This window comes from Pseudomonas sp. ANT_H12B (assembly GCF_008369325.1).
Classification (GTDB): domain Bacteria; phylum Pseudomonadota; class Gammaproteobacteria; order Pseudomonadales; family Pseudomonadaceae; genus Aquipseudomonas.
Genome location: NZ_VOBI01000010.1, coordinates 90,609 through 110,768 on the forward strand (window position 1 = coordinate 90,609; position 20,160 = coordinate 110,768).

A 20,160-nucleotide genomic window follows, 5' to 3' on the forward strand; every position below is an offset into this window, starting at 1 on the left:
CTGTTTCGCAACAGACGGGCGGCATGGATCGCAAAAAACTGCGATCAGTGCTTGGTCAGCTTATCCAGATACCCCATGGCAAATGCCGAAACCACGAAGGTCATGTGGATGATGACGTACCACTTCAAATGCTCGGGATCGACGTTCTTGGCGTCCATGAAAATCCGCAACAGGTGGATGGACGAAATGGCCACGATGGAAGCGGCCACCTTCATCTTCAATGAAGAGGAATCCATGGTGCCCAGCCAGTTGAGCTTTTCCTTGTCGTCGTCGATGTCCAGTTGGGAGACGAAATTCTCGTAACCGGAAATCATCACCATCACCAGCAAACCGCCCACCAGCGCCATGTCGATCAGCGACAGCAGCACCAGGATCAGGTCCGACTCGGCCATCGAGAACACGTTAGGGATAACGTGGAAGACTTCCTGGAAGAATTTCAGCGCCAGCGCCAGCAGCCCAAGGGACAGACCGAAGTAGATCGGCGCCAGCAGCCAGCGGGAGGCGTACATCGCATTTTCGATAAAACGTTCCATTGAATCTCACACATTGGACTGGAAATGCCCGCGAGTATACCAGCCACCTGTCTATACCCAGAAGCAGTCAGAAACCGTCGGGAAATCCGCAACCTGCGCGTGTATGACAAAGTTTTTCTGCTAGTGTCCAGACTATTGACAGCTCAGCGACATCGGACAGGAAGACTGGAAAATGGATGTGCGATTGCCTTTAACGAGCGCCGGACTTTGCCTCGCGCTGCTGATCAGTGGCTGTTCACCCAGCGATGAGAAGCGCCAAGTCAGCCTCAAGGAAAAGACCGCGCAGTTCGAGAAGTCTCTGGACGAGATTCAGGATTCAAAACTCAAGGGTGCCGTCGCCGAACTCGGAGGCTCACTGTTGTTGCTCGAACGTGCGCAACTCAAGCTCGACAGCAAACCGGTAGAAACCGAATACGCCGAAGACGCCCTCGCCGTGCTCAAGCACTACGCCACGCCACAAGCCTTGGTCGACACGTACATCAACGGCCTGTTCGTGTTGCACAAAGACTCCAGCTCCGATTACCTGACCGATCTGCAGCCGGTGTTCCCTTTCAACTTCAATATCCCGGCCGCGTTTCTCTTTCCCCACGGCCTGGAATGGCAGTCGGTAACGCTGAGCAACAAACGCGTCATCGCCTTTCAGCCGGAATGGTCAGAGACCGATCCCGGTATTCAGCTGAGCCCGTCGAGCTCCAATCTGACCAACCCCGATGACCTGACGGTGACCTACCCCTTCATCGATGGCCTGGACGTCGAAAACAAGAACCAGCCACAACCGGTGAGCCTGCAAGGCAAAGTCGAGGTCATTGCGCCGCGCAGGCTCTACAGCTTCGACCTGACGAAAAAGGACGTCGGCCAGACCCGCACGAACGACAACCTCAGCGTCACCCTGTTAACACTTGAAAAAAACCACGCCGAAATCGAATTCAACAACAGCGCGCCGTTGGCCCCGGAGGTCAGCGAAACACCGTTAAACCCGCTGATCGTGCAAGCCAAAGACACCACTGGGCAATTCCTCTCGCGCTCAGGATCGATCAACGAAACCGCCGCACAAATTGCTTTCTATCAGAAACAATTGGCGGAAATGCAGCAGCAAAAGGCCTGGAGCGAAACCTTCGAAAAACAGCTGGATGAGGAACAGCAAGCGTTCGAGAAGCAACAGAATCACCATTACACCAAGGTGTATTTCGACGGAACGATCGAAACCCTGGAGGTCAGCGTGCTGGACTTTTCGACCGCCACGGTGACCCGCAAGGACCTGGACCTGCCGGTCCGCCGACTCGATCGCAATACCACGCAGAAAACCATTCAACCCCTGTCGTTGCCGGTGGTGGTGTATGACGACCAGGCCCCGGCCTGGCTCAAGGGTGCAACGCTTGGCGAGGAGCAGCTGAAAAAAAGCGTGACCATCAGTCAGTCGGTCGACGACCCGAGCGCTGCACGTATCGAGTTCAATCACCTCAGAAGCTTCAATGATGAACTGCTCGGCACCTCCTTCAGCCCCGGCGACAGCCCGGTCAGTTTCTTTACCGAAGACAGCAGCGGCAAACGCGATGAGCCGATCGAATTGCCGCCAGAGGCTTACGAAGTCGATCCCCTTCGCGGCTCCATCACCTACGACCTGAACCTGTTTCCAGAAACGCCGGGTTATGTGGTGGGTTCCATGCCGCTGTTCCTGGCCACGATTGACAAGAAAACCATCGACGCCCACCAACTGCCCAAAGGCCTGGAACTCAAAGGCAACGCATTGGTGGTTGATCTGAAGCTGTTTCCAGCCCAGGACTGGCGTTTTTTCGCCAAGGACGACAGCGGCAATTATTTGAAGGAGATTCTTTCGGTCAGTCACGACGCGAGCGCAGAAGGCCCGGCATTATTCGGCGTGCATTATTTCTACGGGCAGCCCACCCGACTGGAAACCTATCAGCGAACCGATCTCGCCACGGTGCAATATGGATTCGAGGTCAAACTGGACAAGGCTGACACCTCCAACCTTGCCCAATAGCCTGCTCAATGCTCGGGCCGGAATTCGAAACCGAGATTACGGGAGCGGCCACCATTGATTTCCCGCAGCTGGGCTTGCAGATGCAGGCACCAGATTTGCGGATCATCGGCCAGCTCATAGCCGTGCAGGGTCAGGCTTTCAACAATGGTGTCCAGAATCGACTCAGCCACGAAGGGGCCATGAAACGGCCCTTGGGCCTTGATGGCCGAAGGTTGTTCGCCCGCCATTCCGGCGGCGAAGAGTAAGGTCCACATGCCCGTATCTCCCGCCAACGGGCGGATGGCGCATTCGATACGGGTCACAAGACCCAGGCATTGACGGGTGAGGCAGAGGTTGCGCGACATGGCGGCGACCCTCGTTAGATCCGGTATTCAGCCCCCACGGGAAGGCTGTCTCGATCCAGTGATTACTGTCGATATCCTTGACCACAGAATAGAAGAAAAGTCTGACTAGCATGTCAAGTAAGACCAGAAGGCGCCGAATGGTCATTGTGTGAATATTGACGTCAGAGTGATGGCACTTTCTAACCTGAATGTCGATTTTGACAATGATCAAAACCCTGCCGGGATCGTTCCCACACTTCGCGTGAGAATGCAGCCGGGACGCTCCGCGGCCTAAAAAGCGTGACGCGGAGCATCACAAGAGGCGTTCCCCACGCTGAGCGTGGGAACGATCATCGTTTCAGGCCGGTTTGGCTTCGACCAGTGCTTCCAGCGCAGCTTCCTTCTCGGCTTCCTTGATGTCCTCGTCGCTGATCATTTCTGCGATGACCCGCAAGCGTTCCACCACCCGTGCGTTGACGCTGCCTTCAGGGAATTCGCCATTCTCATCCGGCGCACCGGCAGGCTCACCGACCAACAGGCTCAGCGCTTCATCGGCCTGTCGAACCGCGTAGACGTGGAATTGCCCCGCGCGCACCGCGGCCAACACTTTCTCGTCGAGCATCAGCGTGGCAACGTTCGCCTGAGGAATGATCGCCCCTTGTTCACCGGTCAGCCCGCGCGCTTCGCAGAGGCGGAAGAAGCCTTCGATCTTCTCGTTGACCCCGCCCACCGCCTGCACTTCGCCGAACTGGTTGATGGAGCCGGTGATCGCAAAACACTGCTTGAGCGGTGTTTTCGACAAGGCCGAGATCAAGGTGCACGCCTCACCCAGCGACGCGCTGTCGCCATCGACGTAACCGTAGGATTGTTCCAGGGCAATACTGGCAGAAATCGCCAGCGGGAATTCCTGGGCGTAACGGCTGCCCAGATACCCCGTGAGGATCATCACGCCTTTGGAGTGAATCGGCTGGCCGAGGTTGACCTCACGCTCGATGTCGACAATGCCGCTGCCGCCCGGGTAAACCGTGGCGGAAATCCGCGCCGGAACACCGAACGCCGAGTCGCCGACTTCCAGCACTGTCAGCCCGTTGCACTTGCCGACGGCCGCGCCATCGGTGTCGATCAGGATGATCCCGGCCAGCATGTCATCGAGAATCCGCGCCGAGACGCGCCCGGTACGCGTGGCCTTGGCCTTGAGCGCACGTTCGATGTGCCCGGCATCGGTCATTTCGTCACCGGCCAGATGCCGAATGAAATCCGCCTCGCTGACCAGTTGGAACAGATCACCGATTCGCGCAGACAAACGCCCCTGATGCTCAGCCAGGCGAGCGCTGTACGTCGCCAGACGCGCCACTGCATCGGCGGTCAGCGGCGCCATGCCTTCTTCAGAAGTACGGGTTTTGAGTAGCTGGGCGAACTGTTCCAGGCTCTCATCGACCATCGGGATGTCTTCGTCGAAATCCACCAGGACACGGAACATCTCCTGGAAGTCCGGATCGAGGTCTTGCAGCGTGTAGTACAACTGGCGTGCGCCAATGATGACCACTTTGACCTGCAACGGAATATGTTGCGGATTCAGGGTCACGGTGGCGAAACGGCCCATCTCGCCCAGCGGCGATTCCATTTTCAGTTTGCGCGATTGCAGGGCGCGTTTCAGCGCATCCCACACGAACGGCTCGCTGAGCATTTTTTCCGCTTCAAGAATCAGGAAGCCACCGTTGGCGCGGTGCAACGCACCCGGACGCAACTGGCGATACGTGGTGTAGAGCGCGCCCTGATCGGTGGTGTATTCGATGCGGCCGAACAGGTTTTCGTAAGTCGGGTGCGGCTCGAAGACCACTGGCGCACCGCCGCTGAACGGGTGACCAACCACCAGGCTCGGGGCGTATTGCTCTTCCAGCAACTTGCGGGCGATGGCGTCGACCTTGCTGTCGTCCACCAATTGCTCGACCACAGTTTTCAGCAAATACACCTGCATGGCTTGCAGGTAACCGCAAACGCCGGCGTTTTCCGCGTATTTTTCCGACAGCGGCGCAAGCAATGGTTGCAAGGCCAGCGTGATGGTTTCTTCGTTAAGCTGGCGCAGTAGATTGCTCGACTCGCGCTTCCATTGCGGCAGGCTGGCGAGTTCTTCGTTCAGCCGTTCTTCCAGCCACGAAATGTCGTCGTGAAAACGTTCGCGATCAGCTTCCGGCAACTGGGCGAATTCGGCTTCGTCCACGGCCTTGCCTTCACTCATCGGGGTGAAGGCGATGTTGGTGCTATCGCGGTACAGCGCGACTTCCTTCTCCAGCGCCAGGCGCTCGATCACGTCCAGCGCCTTGTCGTAACGCTGGTTGAAGGCGCGGTCGATGGCGCTTTTCTTTTGCTGGTAGGACGGGTGCTCAAATACGGCCGGAAAAGTCGCCAGCAAGTTATCGATCAAACCGTTGATGCCATCGATGAAGGCCCCGGCGGTGCCTGATGGCAGTTCCAGTGCGCGAGGCTCGCGAGGGTCATCGAAATTGTTGACGTAGACCCAGTCCGCCGGGGTCTGCAGGCGTTTGCCTTCGGCTTTCAGGTAGCGTTTGACGAACGAAAACCGGCCAGTGCCGGGCTCGCCCATGACGAATACGTTGTAACCGGGGCGTGGCATGGCCACACCAAACTGCAAGGCTTCGACCGCACGTTCCTGGCCAAGCACACCGCGGAAGGGCTCCAGATCATTGGTGGTAGAGAAGCTGAACTGTTCAGCGGAAAACGGACGGGTCAGCGCTTCGGGCGCTAGACGCAAGCTGGCAGCAACAGGATCAGGCATCGGGCTTCCTTACATCAGGCGGGGCAGATAGCGGCATTCTGGCGCTGCCCATACCTCACTTGCAAGGCGCGCCTCAAGCCAAAGCATAGACAAACCGTCATCCCCAGGCGGACCGGGCCCAAATCAGTGATTTCAACGAATGTTTTGCAAAAAATCACGGAACCACGGGATCGTGCCTAAACTCCAAACTGCGCGGCTGGATTAATAACCGGCCCACTGGCGCCGGATTGGGCCAGACCCCTTGTCCATTGGTATGCACATAAAGAGAACAAAGCTATGAAACGGATTCTTCTCGGTACTCTCTTCACCGCTGTATCCATCAACGCCATGGCTCAGGCGCCAGGCGGCCCGGATTGCGGGTGGGGCAACATGCTGTTCGAAGGTCAGCGTGGCACCCCGGCTCACTTCCTGGCATCCACCACCAACGGCACTTCCGGCAACGCGACTTTTGGTATGACGTCCGGTACCAACGGTTGCTCGACCAATGCGTCGCTGACCTATGGCGGCAAATCCTGGATTGCCATGAATGGCATGATGAACGAGCTGTCCGAAGACATGGCTAAAGGTCAGGGCGAAGCGCTGACTACTTACGCCGTGGTACTGGGCGTGGCGCCGGAAGACCGTGCGCACTTCGCCGCTGTGACTCATGAGCACTTCCAGCAGATCTTCAGCAAGGCTGACGTGACCGCTGACGACGTGCATACCAACACCCTGGCCGTCCTGAAAAGCGATCCTCGTCTGGCCAAGTACGCGACTCAAGCTTAAGCTCGACCCGCCCGCTCCTTTTAGGGGCGGGTTTTATTTTTTGAACCTGGCCCTTTTGGCCTGCCCCTTTGGGTCTTTGTTTCTTCCGACTTAAGTTGCCCACTATGCTCAAACGCCTTGCCTGGCTGGCGCTCTGTGTCTGCGCCCCGCTGTCCGCCGCGCCCCACATTGACAATCAACGTTTGCAGCAACTGGCCAATGACCCCTTCTGGATTTCCCTGGGCCACTACGAAACCGCCAAACTCGGTGGCTGGCGCAGCTATGTCAGCGACAAGAAATTCTTTCTCGCCGCCGATGGCAACGAACATCCCGAGCGTGAACTGGCAGCGACAGTGCAGGCCCTGTACGCCCCGGCCAGCGCTGGCGAAAAACACGCGCAGTGCGTTTACCCGGCCCGTACCCGCTGGCTCAAAGCGCAGCTCAACCTGACTGACCTGCCGACACTGGACTGCAGCGAATTCAAGCAATGGTTCAAGGATGTTTCGCCTCACAGCGCGGTGATGATTTTCCCGGCGGCCTACCTGAACAGTCCGTCATCGATGTTTGGCCACACCCTGCTGCGCATCGACCAGGCTAATGTGCAGAGCGATCAAACGGCCCTGCTCAGTTACGCAATCAACTTCGGTGCGTACATCGAAGGCTCGGATAACAGCATCCTGTATGCCTGGAAAGGTTTGATGGGCGGCTATCCGGGGCTGTTTGCGCTGGTGCCTTACCAGGAAAAACTCTCGGAATACCGCAGCCTTGAAAACCGCGATTTGTGGGAATACCGGCTGAACCTGACTCAACAAGAAACCGAGCGCATGGTCGAGCACGTCTGGGAGCTGAAGCAGATCCAGTTCGACTATTTCTTCTTCGACGAAAACTGCTCCTATCGCTTGCTGGAACTGCTGCAAGTGGCTCGCCCGAGCCTGCGGCTGACCGAACAATTCCCGCTCACAGCAATTCCCACTGACACCGTCAAAGCCGTGAAAGAAGCCGGGCTGGTGCAGTCGATCGAATATCGTCCGTCCCGTGAGCGTGAACTGCTCAGCCGCGCCGAGCCGTTGACTGACGAAGAACAGGAATGGGTATTGAAAGTCAGCGCCGACCAGAAACAACTGCAAACGCCGGCGTTCAACGCTCGACCCAAGGATCGTCAGGCGCTGATCATCGACGCCGCCTATCGCCTGGAGCGCTACCGCGCCAACGGCCAGGAGCGTGATCCGCAACGGGCGCAGCGCAGTTTCGAACTGCTGCGGGCGATCAACCAGAACCCGCCACCGGAACTGGACATCCCGCAACCCGGCTTGCCTGAGGATGGCCATGAATCGCGCACCTGGCAGGCCGGCATCGGCACGCGGGGCGACAAGGCCTTTGGCGAATATGGCCTGCGCATGGCCTATCACGACCTCAACGACAACGCTGAAAGCTTTCCCCTCGGCGCGCAGATCGAGATCCTGCAGATGAAACTGCGCCAGTACGAAGGCAATGAGTGGCAGTTGCAGCAGCTGGACCTGGCGACCATTCGCTCACTGACTCCGCGTAACGAGCTGTTGCAACCGCTGTCGTGGCAAGTCACGGGCGGTCTGGAGCGCGTGCCGGGCAAGCATGACGACGAAACCCTGGTCAGCCACGTCAACGGTGGCGGCGGCGGTACCTGGCAACTGGGTGAGGACATGCTCGGGTTTGCCCTGGGGACCGTGCGCGTGGAGCACAACAACGACTTCGCCGGGTTCATCGCGCCGGCGGCCGGTTTCAATACGGGCCTGCTGTGGAAAAATCCGCTGGGTAATTTCAGTCTGGAGGCCAAGGGCGACTTCTTCACCAATGGCGAGGTACGCCGTAGTGTGAGTCTGAATCAGCAATGGGAATTGTCGCGCAACCTGGGTTTACGCCTGAGTGCCCAACGCGAATTTAGCCACCTGGCATCGCCCGAGAACGAAGTGATGCTTGAGGTGAAGTGGTATCACTATTGATCAGCCACACCACCACCCCTGTTGTTTTGTGGCGTTCAATAGATTTTTCACAGACCTTCTACAAACGCCTCACGAATCCACTCCTAGACTTCCCCATAGGCCGTTGACGGTCTGGGAGTCTGAGATGTGGCGTTGCGTGGGTGTGGTGGGTTTGCTGATGTTGATCGCGGGTTGCCAGACGACCCACGAGGATCTGATCGCCAAGGGTTATCCACCGGCATTCGCCGATGGTTTCGATGACGGTTGCAGCAGTGGCCGACAAGCCGCTGGCGCAATCACCGGTGAGTTCCGCAAAAACGTCCCACGCTACCTCAAGGACAAACAGTATGCCGAGGGCTGGAGCGACGGCTTTCGTCAATGCCAGGCCATGCGTGAAAGCGAGGACCGTGAGGATTATCGCAGCCGCCATTGGGACGATCGGGACAAAGCCTGGCAACATCAAAAGGACCAGGACGCCGCCCGTGCCTATCGCTCGCAATAAGTCGCTGACAGGCATCCCTCGAAACTAAAAGCCTGCGACCATGGCCCAAACCCTATAACGGGAGAAAACCATGAGTCGCGCCTTCGTCAATGAAGATAACGCCGCCGCGCAAGCCGATCAGCCGGTCGAACGGCAGGTCAGTGCGCAGCCCAATTACGTCACGCCCACGGGGCTGGCCCAGTTGCAGGCGAAAGTTGCGCAACTGCAACACCTGCTCAGCGAGCAATCCGCGAAAGGTGATCAAGCAGACAAGCAGCGTCAGGCCGACCTTGAGCGAGACCTGAGGTATTTCAACCAGCGCCTGCAAAGCGCTCAAGTAGTGACCGCCCCCAGCTCGACGCAAAAAGTGCAGATCGGCAGCCGTGTGACCTTCGCTGACGAACACAACACCGAGCAAACCGTGCAACTGGTCGGTGAAGATCAGGCCGACGCGGCGGCGGGACTGATCAATTGGGGCTCACCGCTGGGCCGGGCGTTGCTCGGGGCGCAACTCGATGACGAGGTGCTGTGGCAACGTCCGGCCGGCGATCAGCTGATCGAGATCATCCGCATCGAACCAGCTTAAACCACGCCTTGAGCGAGCATGGCGTCGGCGACTTTGACGAAGCCGGCGATGTTCGCGCCTTTGACGTAGTTGACCCGGCCATTTTCCTCGCCGTAATGCACGCACGCATGGTGGATCGACTGCATGATCGCGTGGAGCTTGCTGTCCACTTCGCCACCAGTCCATAGCAAACGCATGGCGTTCTGCGACATCTCCAGCCCACTCACCGCGACACCACCGGCGTTAGACGCCTTGCCCGGTGCGAACAAAATGTCCGCTTCCACAAAAAGGTCCACCGCCTCAAGCGTGGTCGGCATGTTCGCGCCTTCTGCCACACAGATGCAGCCGTTGCGCAGTAACGTGCGAGCCGCCTCGGCGTCCAGTTCGTTTTGGGTAGCGCACGGTAGCGCGATGTCGCAGCTCAACGCCCACGGGTGCTGGCCAGCGAGAAATTCCAGTCCAAATCGGGCGGCCAGCTCACTGATGCGCCCGCGCTGGACGTTCTTCAGTTCCAGCACCGCCAGCCACTGCTCTTCGGTCAAACCGCTTTCGCAGTACAGCGTGCCTTCGGAGTCAGACAACGAAATCACTTTGCCGCCCAGGTCCATGACCTTGCGCGCCGCGTATTGCGCAACGTTGCCGGAGCCCGAGATGGCCACGCGCTTGCCTTCAACGGCCTCACCGCGACGCTTGAGCATTTCTTCCGCGAAGTACACACAACCGAAACCGGTGGCTTCCGGGCGAATCAGGCTTCCGCCATAGCTCGGCCCCTTGCCGGTCAGCACGCTGGTGAACTGATTGCTCAGGCGCTTGTATTGGCCGAACAGAAAACCGATCTCGCGCGCACCGACGCCGATATCACCGGCCGGAACGTCAACGTCTGCACCGATGTGACGGTACAACTCGCTCATGAAGGCCTGGCAAAACCGCATGACTTCAGCGTCGCTTTTGCCTTTCGGGTCGAAGTCCGAACCGCCTTTGCCGCCACCCATTGGCAGCGAAGTCAGCGAGTTTTTGAAGGTCTGTTCGAAGGCGAGGAACTTCAGCACGCCAAGGTTTACGGACGGATGGAAACGCAGCCCGCCCTTATAAGGACCGATGGCGCTATTCATCTGGATGCGGAAACCGCGATTGACCTGCACCTTGCCTTGATCGTCGACCCAGGAAACCCGAAAAACGATCGCCCGTTCCGGCTCGCAAATCCGCTCCAGGATGCCGGAGGTCAAATAGTGCGGATTGGCTTCAAGAAACGGCCACAGGCTGCGCAGGACTTCTTCTACGGCCTGATGGAATTCAGGCTGGTCCGGGTCGCGTTTTTTCAGACGGGCAAGGAAGGATTCGACGGATTCGATCATGGAAAAGTCTCGGCAAATTTATTGTCGTTGGAAAAGTTTGGGCCGGACTTTAACAAATTGACTGCGCACCATGACAGCGCAAAATGTCGCATTTATGAAATTAAATGGTGCACTGAATATAAATTCACCCCGATTTCGGACGGATTGTGCACCGGAAAAGGGATCCACGATCTGGATCGTTGCACCATCAGATACACCGCTTTCGCAGGCAAGCCAGCTCCTACAGTTTTTGGTGGTGTTCGCACTTTCGGGTATTGCTCGATCCTTGTGGGAGCTGGCTTGCCTGCGATGAATGCGCCACGGTGCGTCTGAAAAAATGCGCAAAAAAAACGGAGCCCCGAAAGGCTCCGCTCTTTATGCAACCCACCCCAAATCAGGCCAGTTTTTTGTGCCGGACACGATGCGGCTGGGTAGCGGCTTCGCCGAGACGTTTGCGACGATCGGCTTCGTACTCGGTGTAGTTGCCTTCGAAGAACACGGCTTGCGAGTCGTCTTCGTAGGCCAGGATGTGAGTCGCGACGCGGTCAAGGAACCACCGATCGTGAGAGATCACAATGGCAGCGCCCGGGAAGTCCAGCAGGGCTTCTTCCAGGGAACGCAGGGTTTCAACGTCGAGGTCGTTGGACGGTTCATCGAGCAGCAGGACGTTGCCGCCCTCTTTCAGGGTCAGCGCCAGGTGCAAGCGACCGCGCTCACCACCGGACAGGTCCTTGACGAACTTCTGCTGATCGCCGCCCTTGAAGTTGAAGCGACCGACGTAGGTGCGCGACGGGATCTCGTAGTTGCCGATGCGGATCTGGTCGGAACCGTCGGAGATTTGCTGGAACACCGTCTTGCTGCCGTCCAGGTCTTCGCGGCTCTGATCGACGCAGGCCAGTTGCACGGTTTCGCCGACTTCGATGGTGCCCGAATCCGGTGTTTCCTTGCCCATCAGCATGCGGAACAGGGTCGATTTACCGGCACCGTTACCGCCGATCACACCAACGATGGCGCCTTTAGGCATGGAGAACGACAGGTTGTCGATCAACACGCGATCGCCATAACCCTTGGAAACGTTCTTGAACTCGATGACCTTGTCACCCAGGCGCGGACCGGCCGGGATGTAGATCTCGTTGGTTTCGCTGCGCTTCTGGAATTCCTGCGATTGCATTTCTTCGAAGCGTTGCAGACGAGCCTTGGATTTGGACTGGCGGGCCTTGGCGCCTTTGCGCACCCACTCCAGTTCTTCCTTCATGGCTTTTTCGTGGGCCGACTGCTGCTTGGATTCGGCAGCCAGACGATCGGACTTGGCTTCGAGCCAACCCGAATAGTTGCCCTCGTACGGGATACCGGCGCCGCGGTCGAGCTCGAGGATCCAGCCGGCAACGTTGTCCAGGAAGTAACGGTCGTGCGTGATCGCGACCACGGTGCCCGGGAAGTCGTGGAGGAAATGCTCCAGCCATGCGACGGAATCGGCGTCCAGGTGGTTGGTTGGTTCGTCGAGCAGCAGCATGTCGGGGGCGGACAGCAGCAGGCGGCACAGGGCCACACGACGCTTTTCACCACCGGAGAGGAATTCGATCTTGGCATCCCACGCTGGCAAACGCAGCGCATCGGCAGCGACTTCCAGTTGGCGATCCAGGTTGTGACCGTCGCTGGCCTGCAGGATGGCTTCGAGCTTGGCTTGTTCGGCAGCCAATTTGTCGAAGTCGGCGTCTTCTTCAGCGTAAGCCGCGTAGACCTCGTCCAGGCGCGCCTGAGCGTTCTTGATCACGCTGACCGCTTCCTCGACCACTTCACGTACGGTCTTGGTCGGATCCAGGATTGGTTCCTGTGGCAGGTAGCCGATGTTCAGGTCCGGCATCGGACGGGCTTCGCCGTCGAACTCGGTGTCGACGCCCGCCATGATTTTCAGCAGCGTGGATTTACCCGAACCGTTGAGGCCGAGTACGCCGATCTTGGCGCCGGGGAAGAACGACAGAGAGATGTTTTTGAGGATTTCCCGCTTCGGCGGAACAACTTTACCCAGCCGATGCATGGTGAATACGTATTGAGCCATGGAGAACCTAGGGTCAGTGAACGATGAATGATTGGAGCGCAGGCGATGCCCGTCCAGGCTGTGCGCGTCGACGATTGATGGCTATCAATGCAGCGCGCTGAAAAAACCTGATTCTAGGAGCTGGAACGCTCCCGCGTAACCGGCAAAGCTACCTTATTGACAGAAGGCAGTCCAGCCGGGCAGGACTGGCACTTTGCCACAACTCAAGGCATGCTAGGCGCCCTTCGGGCGTCCGGCTTATAGTGCACGTCGCGCCAGTCCAGCCAATCCGCAGGATTACAGTTTGTCTAATGTCACGCCGCCCCTGACCACCAGTGCACCGACTGTTGCGCCCGGCTCCCCCCTGCGCGGTTCGTTGAAGGGCGCGCTGGCGATGCTCGTTCTATTGTTGCTCGCACTGCTGTTCTGGCAGTTGCTGGACCAGCTTCGCGAAACCCAGAAAAGCCAACGCCAGTACACCATCGACTACTCCGCAGATCTGGCCTCGCAAATCAGCCTGAACATGGCACTTAACGCCCAGATCGCCCTCAACCTGCTACCGATCGTCGAGCAACCGCAAAGCGCTGACGAGCAGCAGGCGCTGCTGCGCAAGTTGCAACATTCCTTGCCTGAACTGCGCAGCCTTGCGTTGCTGAGCCCTTCTGGAAAAATCCTTGGCGACAGCGCCACCGACAGCCAGGACGCCGACTACCTGAGTGAACTGGTCCGACGCAGCCGCGCCCAGGCGCATTATTTCAGTAACGCCGATGATGGCTCCGTGGTGCACCTGCTGTTACATCAAGCCAGCGGCAGCACCCGCGGCTACTGGGTGCTGCGCCTGACACCTACATTTTTTTCGTCGCTGAGCAAACCAAACGAAGCCGGTATCCGCCCCCTATGGCTGGTGGAAAACCGCATCAATCACCAGATCATCAGCCGTGACGAAGCCCTGCCCTCAGTCAATCCGGGCATGCTGACTCCGGACGATCAGGCCAACAGCGTGCTGACGGTTCCCCTGAGCAGCAGCGACTGGCAACTGCGCGGGCTGTTCGACCGCCAGCGCGTGATCGAACAATTGCTGCCGGCGTTTATCGGCAAATGCCTGCTGGGGCTGGCCTTCTCGCTGCTGCCGTTCATCGTTTTATTGAATATGCGTCGGCGTCAACGCCAGCTGCACGAAGGCCGTCGACGCTATCAGGATATTTTCGAAGGCACCGGCGTCGCCCTGTGTGTACTCGACGTATCCGGCCTCAAAAGCGGTTTCGACAAGGCCCGGTTGCACAGCAACGAGCAACTGCAAGCCTGGCTGGAAACCCCGGAACAGCGTCAGCAATTGCTGCAGGAATTGCGCATCACCGAGGTCAACCAGGTCGCCCTGCAACTGCTCAACGTCAACTCCTGCGATCAGGCGCGCAAACTGCTGATCGACGGCGGCCCGCTGGACGGCACCGCCATCGGCAACCAGATGCTCGAAGCGGTGCTCAATCATCAGAAGCAGCTTGAACTGGAAATCAAACTCCAGGACGCCAGTGGCCGCGACCAGCACTTGTGGCTGGTGCTGCGCCTGCCGGAAGACCAGGACGACTATAAAGCGGTGATCCTGAGCATCACCGACATCACCAGTCGCAAGCTCATCGAACTGTCGCTGCTGGAGCGTGAAGGATTCTGGTCCGACGTGGTGCGCACCGTGCCGGATCATCTGTACGTGCAAGACGTGATCAGCCAGCGAATGATTTTCAGCAACCACCACCTGGGCCAGACGCTCGGTTACAACCGTACCGAGCTGCACCAGATGGGCGAGTACTTCTGGGAAATCCTCCTGCACCCCGAAGATGCCGATTTCTATCACCGCTCGCGCCAGACCCAGCGGCACGCCGGTTACAGACAATTGCTGCAGTGCCAACTGCGCTTCCGTCACCGGGACGGCAAGTGGCGGCGTTTCGAGATCCGCGAACAGGCACTGGCGCGGGACAAGCACGATCAGGTGACGCGGATCATCGGCGTGGCCAAGGACATCACCGAACAGATCGAAGCCAGCGAGTCCCTGCGCGACAGCGAACAGCGTTACCGGATGCTCGCCGAAAGCATCAGCGACGTGATTTTCTCCACCGACAGCAAGATGGCGCTCAATTACGTCAGCCCGTCGGTGCAAGCCGTGCTGGGCTACGACGCCGACTGGATTTTCCAGAATGGCTGGCAGTCGACCATCGCCAACCCGCAACAGCTGGCCGGCATCTACGCCCTGATGGACCGGGTCAGCAAAGCGCTGAATAAACCCGAGCAACTGGCGCTGCTGCGCAGTCAGGTGCAGACCCAGCTGTTTTTGTTCGACTGCCTGCGGGCCGACGGGCGCAAGATTCCGATCGAACTGCGGCTGGTGCTGGTCTGGGACGAACACGGTGCATTCGAAGGCGTGCTGGGCGTCGGTCGCGACATCAGCCAGCAACGTCGGGCCGAGAAAGACTTGCGCATGGCGGCGACCGTATTCGAACACTCGACCTCGGCGATCCTGATCACCGACCCGGCCGGCTACATCGTCCAGGCCAACGAAGCCTTCAGCCGCGTCAGCGGTTATGCCGTGGAGCAGGTGCTCGACCAGTTGCCGAACTTGCTGACGGTCGATGATCAGCAGGAAGCCCATCTGCGTTATGTGCTCAAGCAACTGCATCAGCACAGCACCTGGGAAGGTGAAGTGTGGCTCAAGCGGCGCAATGGCGAACATTATCCGGCCTGGGTCGGGATCACGGCGGTGCTGGACGATGAAGGCGATCTGGCCAGTTATGTGTGCTTCTTCAGCGACATCAGCGAGCGCAAGGCCAGTGAACAGCGGATTCATCGCCTCGCCTATTACGACGCCCTGACCCACCTGCCCAACCGCACACTGTTTCAGGATCGCCTGCATACCGCGCTGCAATCGGCCGAACGGCAGAAGTCCTGGGTGGTGCTGATGTTCCTCGATCTGGACCGCTTCAAGCCGATCAACGACTCCCTGGGCCACGCCGCGGGCGATCGCATGCTCAAGGAAATGGCCACGCGACTGCTCGGTTGCGTCGACGATGACGACACCGTGGCACGCATGGGCGGCGATGAATTCACCTTGCTGCTGCAACCGCGCATTAACCGTGAAATTGCGTTGAACCGGGCGATTCATGTGGCGGAACAGATTCTCGCGAGCCTGGTGAAACCGTTCGTGCTTGAAGGCCGCGAATTCTTCGTCACCGCCAGCATCGGCATCGCCTTGAGCCCACAGGACGGCAACGAACTCAGCCAGCTGATGAAGAACGCCGACACCGCGATGTACCACGCCAAGGAGCGCGGCAAGAACAACTTCCAGTTCTATCAGGCAGACATGAACGCCAGTGCGCTGGAGCGTCTGGAGCTGGAAAGCGATCTGCGTCACGCCCTGGAACAAAACGAATTCGTTCTGTACTACCAGCCGCAGTTCAGCGGTGACGGCAAACGCTTGACCGGCGCCGAAGCCTTGCTGCGCTGGCGTCATCCGCGGCGCGGACTGGTGCCGCCGGGGGACTTCATTCCGGTGCTCGAAGAACTCGGTCTGGTGGTGGATGTCGGCGACTGGGTGATCAGCGAGGCCTGCCGTCAGCTCAAGACCTGGCATCAGGCCAAGGTCCGGGTGCCCAAGGTGTCGGTGAACATTTCGGCCCGGCAATTCTCCGACGGCCAACTCGGCACACGGATCGCCACCATCCTCAAGGAAACCGGCCTGCCACCCGCGTGCCTGGAGCTGGAGCTGACCGAAAGTATCCTGATGCGGGAAGTCAGCGAAGCGATGCAGATTCTCGCCGGGCTGAAAAACCTCGGTCTGAGCATTGCGGTCGACGACTTCGGCACCGGTTACTCATCGCTCAACTACCTCAAGCAATTCCCGATCGATGTGCTGAAAATCGACCGCACCTTCGTCGACGGCCTGCCATCGGGTGAGCAGGATGCGCAGATTGCCCGCGCGATCATTGCCATGGCCCACAGCCTCAATCTGGCGGTCATCGCCGAGGGCGTGGAAACCCATGAGCAGCTCGACTTCCTGCGCGAGCATGGGTGTGATGAGGTTCAGGGGTATCTGTTCGGACGGCCGATGCCGGCGAGCCGGTTTGAAGCGCAGTTCAGCAATGATGCGTTGTTCATGTTCGACTGAGATTTTGTAGGGAGGCCATCGCCAGCAGGCTGGCTCCCACAGGTTTTTTGGGTGCACGCAAGATTTGTGACCGCTGAAGATCCACTGTGTGAGCGAGCTTGCCTGCGATGAGGCCGGCATGATCACCGCTGATCCCGTCATGAAGCCCACTTGTCTGCGACATGATGTCCTTTCATATGCCTTCCAAAACCCGATGGGTTAGAATGCCCCCCTTTTCTGCCCCCGATCCTTGAGGACCGCCATGTTCAGCCGTGATTTGACTATTGCCAAGTACGACGCCGATCTCTTTGCCGCCATGGAGCAAGAAGCTCAGCGCCAGGAAGAGCACATTGAGCTGATCGCTTCGGAAAACTACACCAGCCCTGCGGTGATGGAAGCTCAAGGCTCGGTACTGACCAACAAGTACGCCGAAGGCTACCCGGGCAAGCGCTACTACGGTGGTTGCGAGTTTGTCGACGTGGTCGAGCAACTGGCCATCGACCGTGCAAAAGAACTGTTTGGCGCTGATTACGCCAACGTTCAGCCGCACGCCGGTTCGCAAGCCAACAGCGCCGTTTACCTGGCTCTGCTGCAAGCGGGCGACACCATCCTGGGCATGAGCCTGGCCCATGGCGGTCACCTGACCCACGGCGCCAGCGTTTCGTCCTCCGGCAAGCTGTACAACGCCGTGCAGTACGGCATCGACGGCAACGGCCTGATCGACTACGACGAAGTCGAGCGTCTGGCGGTTGAGCACAAGCCGAAAATGATCGTGGCCGGTTTCTCTGCTTACTCGCAGATCCTGGACTTCCCGCGTTTCCGCGAAATCGCCGACAAGGTTGGCGCCTACCTGTTCGTCGACATGGCCCACGTCGCCGGTCTGGTCGCCGCTGGCGTCTACCCGAACCCGGTCCCATTCGCTGACGTCGTGACCACCACCACGCACAAGACCCTGCGCGGTCCACGTGGCGGCCTGATCCTGGCTCGCGCCAACGCCGACATCGAGAAGAAGCTGAACTCCGCAGTATTCCCTGGCGCCCAGGGTGGCCCGCTGGAGCACGTGATCGCGGCTAAAGCGATCTGCTTCAAGGAAGCGCTGCAACCTGAGTTCAAGACCTACCAGCAACAAGTGGTGAAAAACGCCAAGGCCATGGCCGGCGTATTCATCGAGCGCGGTTTCGACGTGGTTTCCGGCGGTACTGAAAACCACCTGTTCCTGCTGTCGCTGATCAAGCAGGAAATCTCCGGTAAAGACGCCGACGCCGCTCTGGGCAAAGCGTTCATCACCGTGAACAAGAACTCCGTGCCAAACGATCCACGCTCCCCGTTCGTCACCTCCGGCCTGCGCTTCGGTACTCCGGCTGTGACCACTCGCGGCTTCAAGGAAGCAGAGTGCAAAGAACTGGCCGGTTGGATCTGCGACATCCTGGCGGACCTGAACAACGAAGCGGTGATCGACGCCGTTCGTGAGAAGGTCAAGACCATCTGCAAGAAGCTGCCGGTGTACGGCGCTTAATCAGCCCCGTTAAACCGCAGTAAAAAAAGCCGGCACTTGTGCCGGTTTTTTTCGTCTGTGTTTCGTAACGCCAATAACAACCTACTTATATATCAACATCAATAACTACTTATTAATTACACCAACAACTCCCAACCACACCAACTTGGCGACACACAAAATACCGAAAAAGATCTATTATTTTGCAACACACCAAAAACACCCACCTGAAAACCTCATGATAGTCTAACTCCAACTCATAACAGAACAACGAATAACCTGACTTACCAAGCAATCAACAACAAAGGTTATTCACCTATCATACGAGAGACATTCACGATGCAAAACATAGATAAAACACAATCATTCACCGCTCAACTATTTGTCGACAACAAGCCGGTAGCCGTATCTCGCAAGATCATGCAAAAAATGCTCGAAGCCCCTGATATCCCGGAGGAATGGGCCGAGGTTCTCCGTAGGAAACTCGTTCATTCCGCAAATCTTCTGAGCTACGGCGAGGGTGTAACTCCCGACACTTTCCTCTTCGTCTATCACGACGATGTCTATACCATCAAGATTGCAGATGACAGTGGGAAGTTCATCAATACTGCAAGTATGGAAGGCGAACTGCGCAACTTAACAGTCTTCGAGGGTGATGACCCCACTTACTTTCGCATCATAAACCGCACGGGTGAAAATTCGAAACTTGATGACTTGCCAGATGAATTCAATAAAATTCGCCTTCACACTGGACCACAACGCCGAGAAGTCCATACCTATGGCGAAGCACCTAACTTCCCGGTGCTTACGGACTACGAAGATCGCGGTGGACGACTTGTATTCTTCGAACTGAAAATCATCAAGCGTAATGTTTCTATGTAAAGCAGCCGATCGCCCCCTCGAGAGCAGGACTCTGGTACTCCAACTGTGACCACTCATGAGAAGGTCAAGGCAATCTGCAAAAAGCTGCCGGTGTACGGCGCTTAACCAGCCCGCATTACCGAATAAAAAAGCCCGACCAGGAATGATCGGACTTAATGAGATGGTCAGTCTGATCGAGAAGTCCAGCAGGTTTACGCTTGCAGGGCTTTTCTCGTTTTTGGCGGAGGATCTCTCATGAACACGATGACACTTCTCGGTATCGACATTGGCAAACACAGTTTCCACCTGCACGGCCAGGTCGCCAAAGGTCATCAGGTTTTACGCAAGAAACCAGTCGCGGCCAGTTGCTCAGCACATTGGCCCAACTGTCGGCCTGCACGGTGGTGATGGAATCGTGCGGCGGCGCCCATTGGCTGGCTCGAAAGATCGGTGCAATGGGCCTTGAGGTGAAGCTGATCGCCCCGCAGCATCCGGTTCCATTGCGCCTCAAGGCTGTGGTTTTTCAGGACAGTCGGGAGCGGCTACTCATCGAGGGCCGAGCGTTGTAACAGCAACGCTCACAACGAGCCCGAATACATTAGCGCAAGCCAGCTTTACCGAAAACAACCAATAAGGTTGCAGGAGATGGGCTGACCATACATTTTTGTGCACGCAACTTTTAGACAGGCAGGACACGCAAGAATTGTTCGCCACCCAATTAAACCAACTCAACCGCAACCCTATATTCAAAAAACACTAACCGACTCACTACATCCGCCAAAACAATTGGATGTACATAAGCTCAACGCAACCCTACACAAATACCCAAACACCTATATTCTAGATTTCAGCAAAGCCATTAACTTGTTAACCAACTAGCTTTACCTCTTAAAAACA

Annotated in this window: 13 protein-coding genes and 1 pseudogene; 9 read left to right on the plus strand and 5 right to left on the minus strand. The window is 57.8% G+C overall.

The features are described from left to right. Nucleotides 1-44 precede the first annotated feature (44 nt). A complete protein-coding gene (locus tag FQ185_RS16885) occupies nucleotides 45-533 on the minus strand; it encodes a TIGR00645 family protein (RefSeq protein ID WP_149418392.1) in 489 nt (162 codons plus the stop codon). 172 nt (nucleotides 534-705) lie between these two features. Between FQ185_RS16885 and FQ185_RS16890 the strand changes: the two genes are divergently transcribed. Then, the gene (locus FQ185_RS16890) at nucleotides 706-2,535 is read left to right on the plus strand and encodes a hypothetical protein (RefSeq protein WP_149418393.1); all 1,830 of its coding nucleotides are present in this window, start codon (nucleotides 706-708) and stop codon (nucleotides 2,533-2,535) included. Between the two features lie 5 nt (nucleotides 2,536-2,540). Here FQ185_RS16890 and FQ185_RS16895 read toward each other — a convergent pair whose 3' ends face one another. Next, a complete protein-coding gene (locus FQ185_RS16895) occupies nucleotides 2,541-2,879 on the minus strand; it encodes a hypothetical protein (protein WP_149418394.1) in 339 nt (112 codons plus the stop codon). A gap of 337 nt (nucleotides 2,880-3,216) precedes the next feature. After that, on the minus strand, nucleotides 3,217-5,655 hold the full coding sequence (locus FQ185_RS16900) for a Lon protease family protein (RefSeq protein ID WP_149418395.1): 2,439 nt from the start codon (nucleotides 5,653-5,655) through the stop codon (nucleotides 3,217-3,219). A 276-nt stretch (nucleotides 5,656-5,931) separates the two neighbouring features. Here FQ185_RS16900 and FQ185_RS16905 point away from each other — a divergent pair, with 276 nt between their 5' ends. The 4 genes from FQ185_RS16905 to FQ185_RS16920 all read left to right on the plus strand — a co-directional run bounded on the left by FQ185_RS16905 (nucleotide 5,932) and on the right by FQ185_RS16920 (nucleotide 9,424). Further along, nucleotides 5,932-6,420 carry a DUF3015 domain-containing protein gene (locus tag FQ185_RS16905; RefSeq protein WP_008154254.1) on the plus strand — a complete coding sequence of 163 codons (489 nt, stop codon included), beginning with the start codon at nucleotides 5,932-5,934 and terminating at the stop codon, nucleotides 6,418-6,420. A 104-nt stretch (nucleotides 6,421-6,524) separates the two neighbouring features. Continuing rightward, on the plus strand, nucleotides 6,525-8,378 hold the full coding sequence (locus FQ185_RS16910) for a DUF4105 domain-containing protein (RefSeq protein ID WP_149418396.1): 1,854 nt from the start codon (nucleotides 6,525-6,527) through the stop codon (nucleotides 8,376-8,378). A gap of 124 nt (nucleotides 8,379-8,502) precedes the next feature. Beyond that, complete coding sequence (locus FQ185_RS16915; protein WP_149418397.1) at nucleotides 8,503-8,859, plus strand: hypothetical protein; 357 nt, start codon at nucleotides 8,503-8,505, stop codon at nucleotides 8,857-8,859. A gap of 70 nt (nucleotides 8,860-8,929) precedes the next feature. Beyond that, nucleotides 8,930-9,424 (plus strand): GreA/GreB family elongation factor, encoded by a 495-nt coding sequence (locus FQ185_RS16920; protein ID WP_149418398.1) that lies wholly within the window; start codon nucleotides 8,930-8,932, stop codon nucleotides 9,422-9,424. Here FQ185_RS16920 and gdhA read toward each other — a convergent pair. Together gdhA and ettA are read right to left on the minus strand one after the other, a co-directional pair. Continuing rightward, nucleotides 9,421-10,758: an NADP-specific glutamate dehydrogenase gene (gene gdhA / locus FQ185_RS16925; RefSeq protein ID WP_149418399.1), complete on the minus strand. Its 1,338-nt coding sequence runs from the start codon at nucleotides 10,756-10,758 to the stop codon at nucleotides 9,421-9,423. The genes FQ185_RS16920 and gdhA overlap by 4 nt on opposite strands. Before the next feature lie 373 nt (nucleotides 10,759-11,131). Then, entirely contained in the window at nucleotides 11,132-12,796 is a 1,665-nt protein-coding gene (gene ettA / locus FQ185_RS16930) for an energy-dependent translational throttle protein EttA (RefSeq protein ID WP_149418400.1), read from the minus strand. A gap of 283 nt (nucleotides 12,797-13,079) precedes the next feature. Between ettA and FQ185_RS16935 the strand changes: the two genes are divergently transcribed. The 4 genes and pseudogenes from FQ185_RS16935 to FQ185_RS16950 form a co-directional block, all read left to right on the plus strand. Next, nucleotides 13,080-16,928, plus strand: a complete 3,849-nt coding sequence (locus FQ185_RS16935; RefSeq protein ID WP_149418401.1) for a bifunctional diguanylate cyclase/phosphodiesterase — start codon at nucleotides 13,080-13,082, stop codon at nucleotides 16,926-16,928. 241 nt (nucleotides 16,929-17,169) lie between these two features. Further along, the gene (gene glyA, locus FQ185_RS16940; protein WP_149418402.1) at nucleotides 17,170-18,423 is read left to right on the plus strand and encodes a serine hydroxymethyltransferase; all 1,254 of its coding nucleotides are present in this window, start codon (nucleotides 17,170-17,172) and stop codon (nucleotides 18,421-18,423) included. Nucleotides 18,424-18,741: 318 nt separating this feature from the next. Next, nucleotides 18,742-19,284 carry a hypothetical protein gene (locus tag FQ185_RS16945; RefSeq protein WP_149418403.1) on the plus strand — a complete coding sequence of 181 codons (543 nt, stop codon included), beginning with the start codon at nucleotides 18,742-18,744 and terminating at the stop codon, nucleotides 19,282-19,284. A gap of 234 nt (nucleotides 19,285-19,518) precedes the next feature. Next, nucleotides 19,519-19,763: pseudogene (locus FQ185_RS16950) on the plus strand (IS110 family transposase); the annotation flags it as partial. Nucleotides 19,764-20,160: the final 397 nt, after the last annotated feature.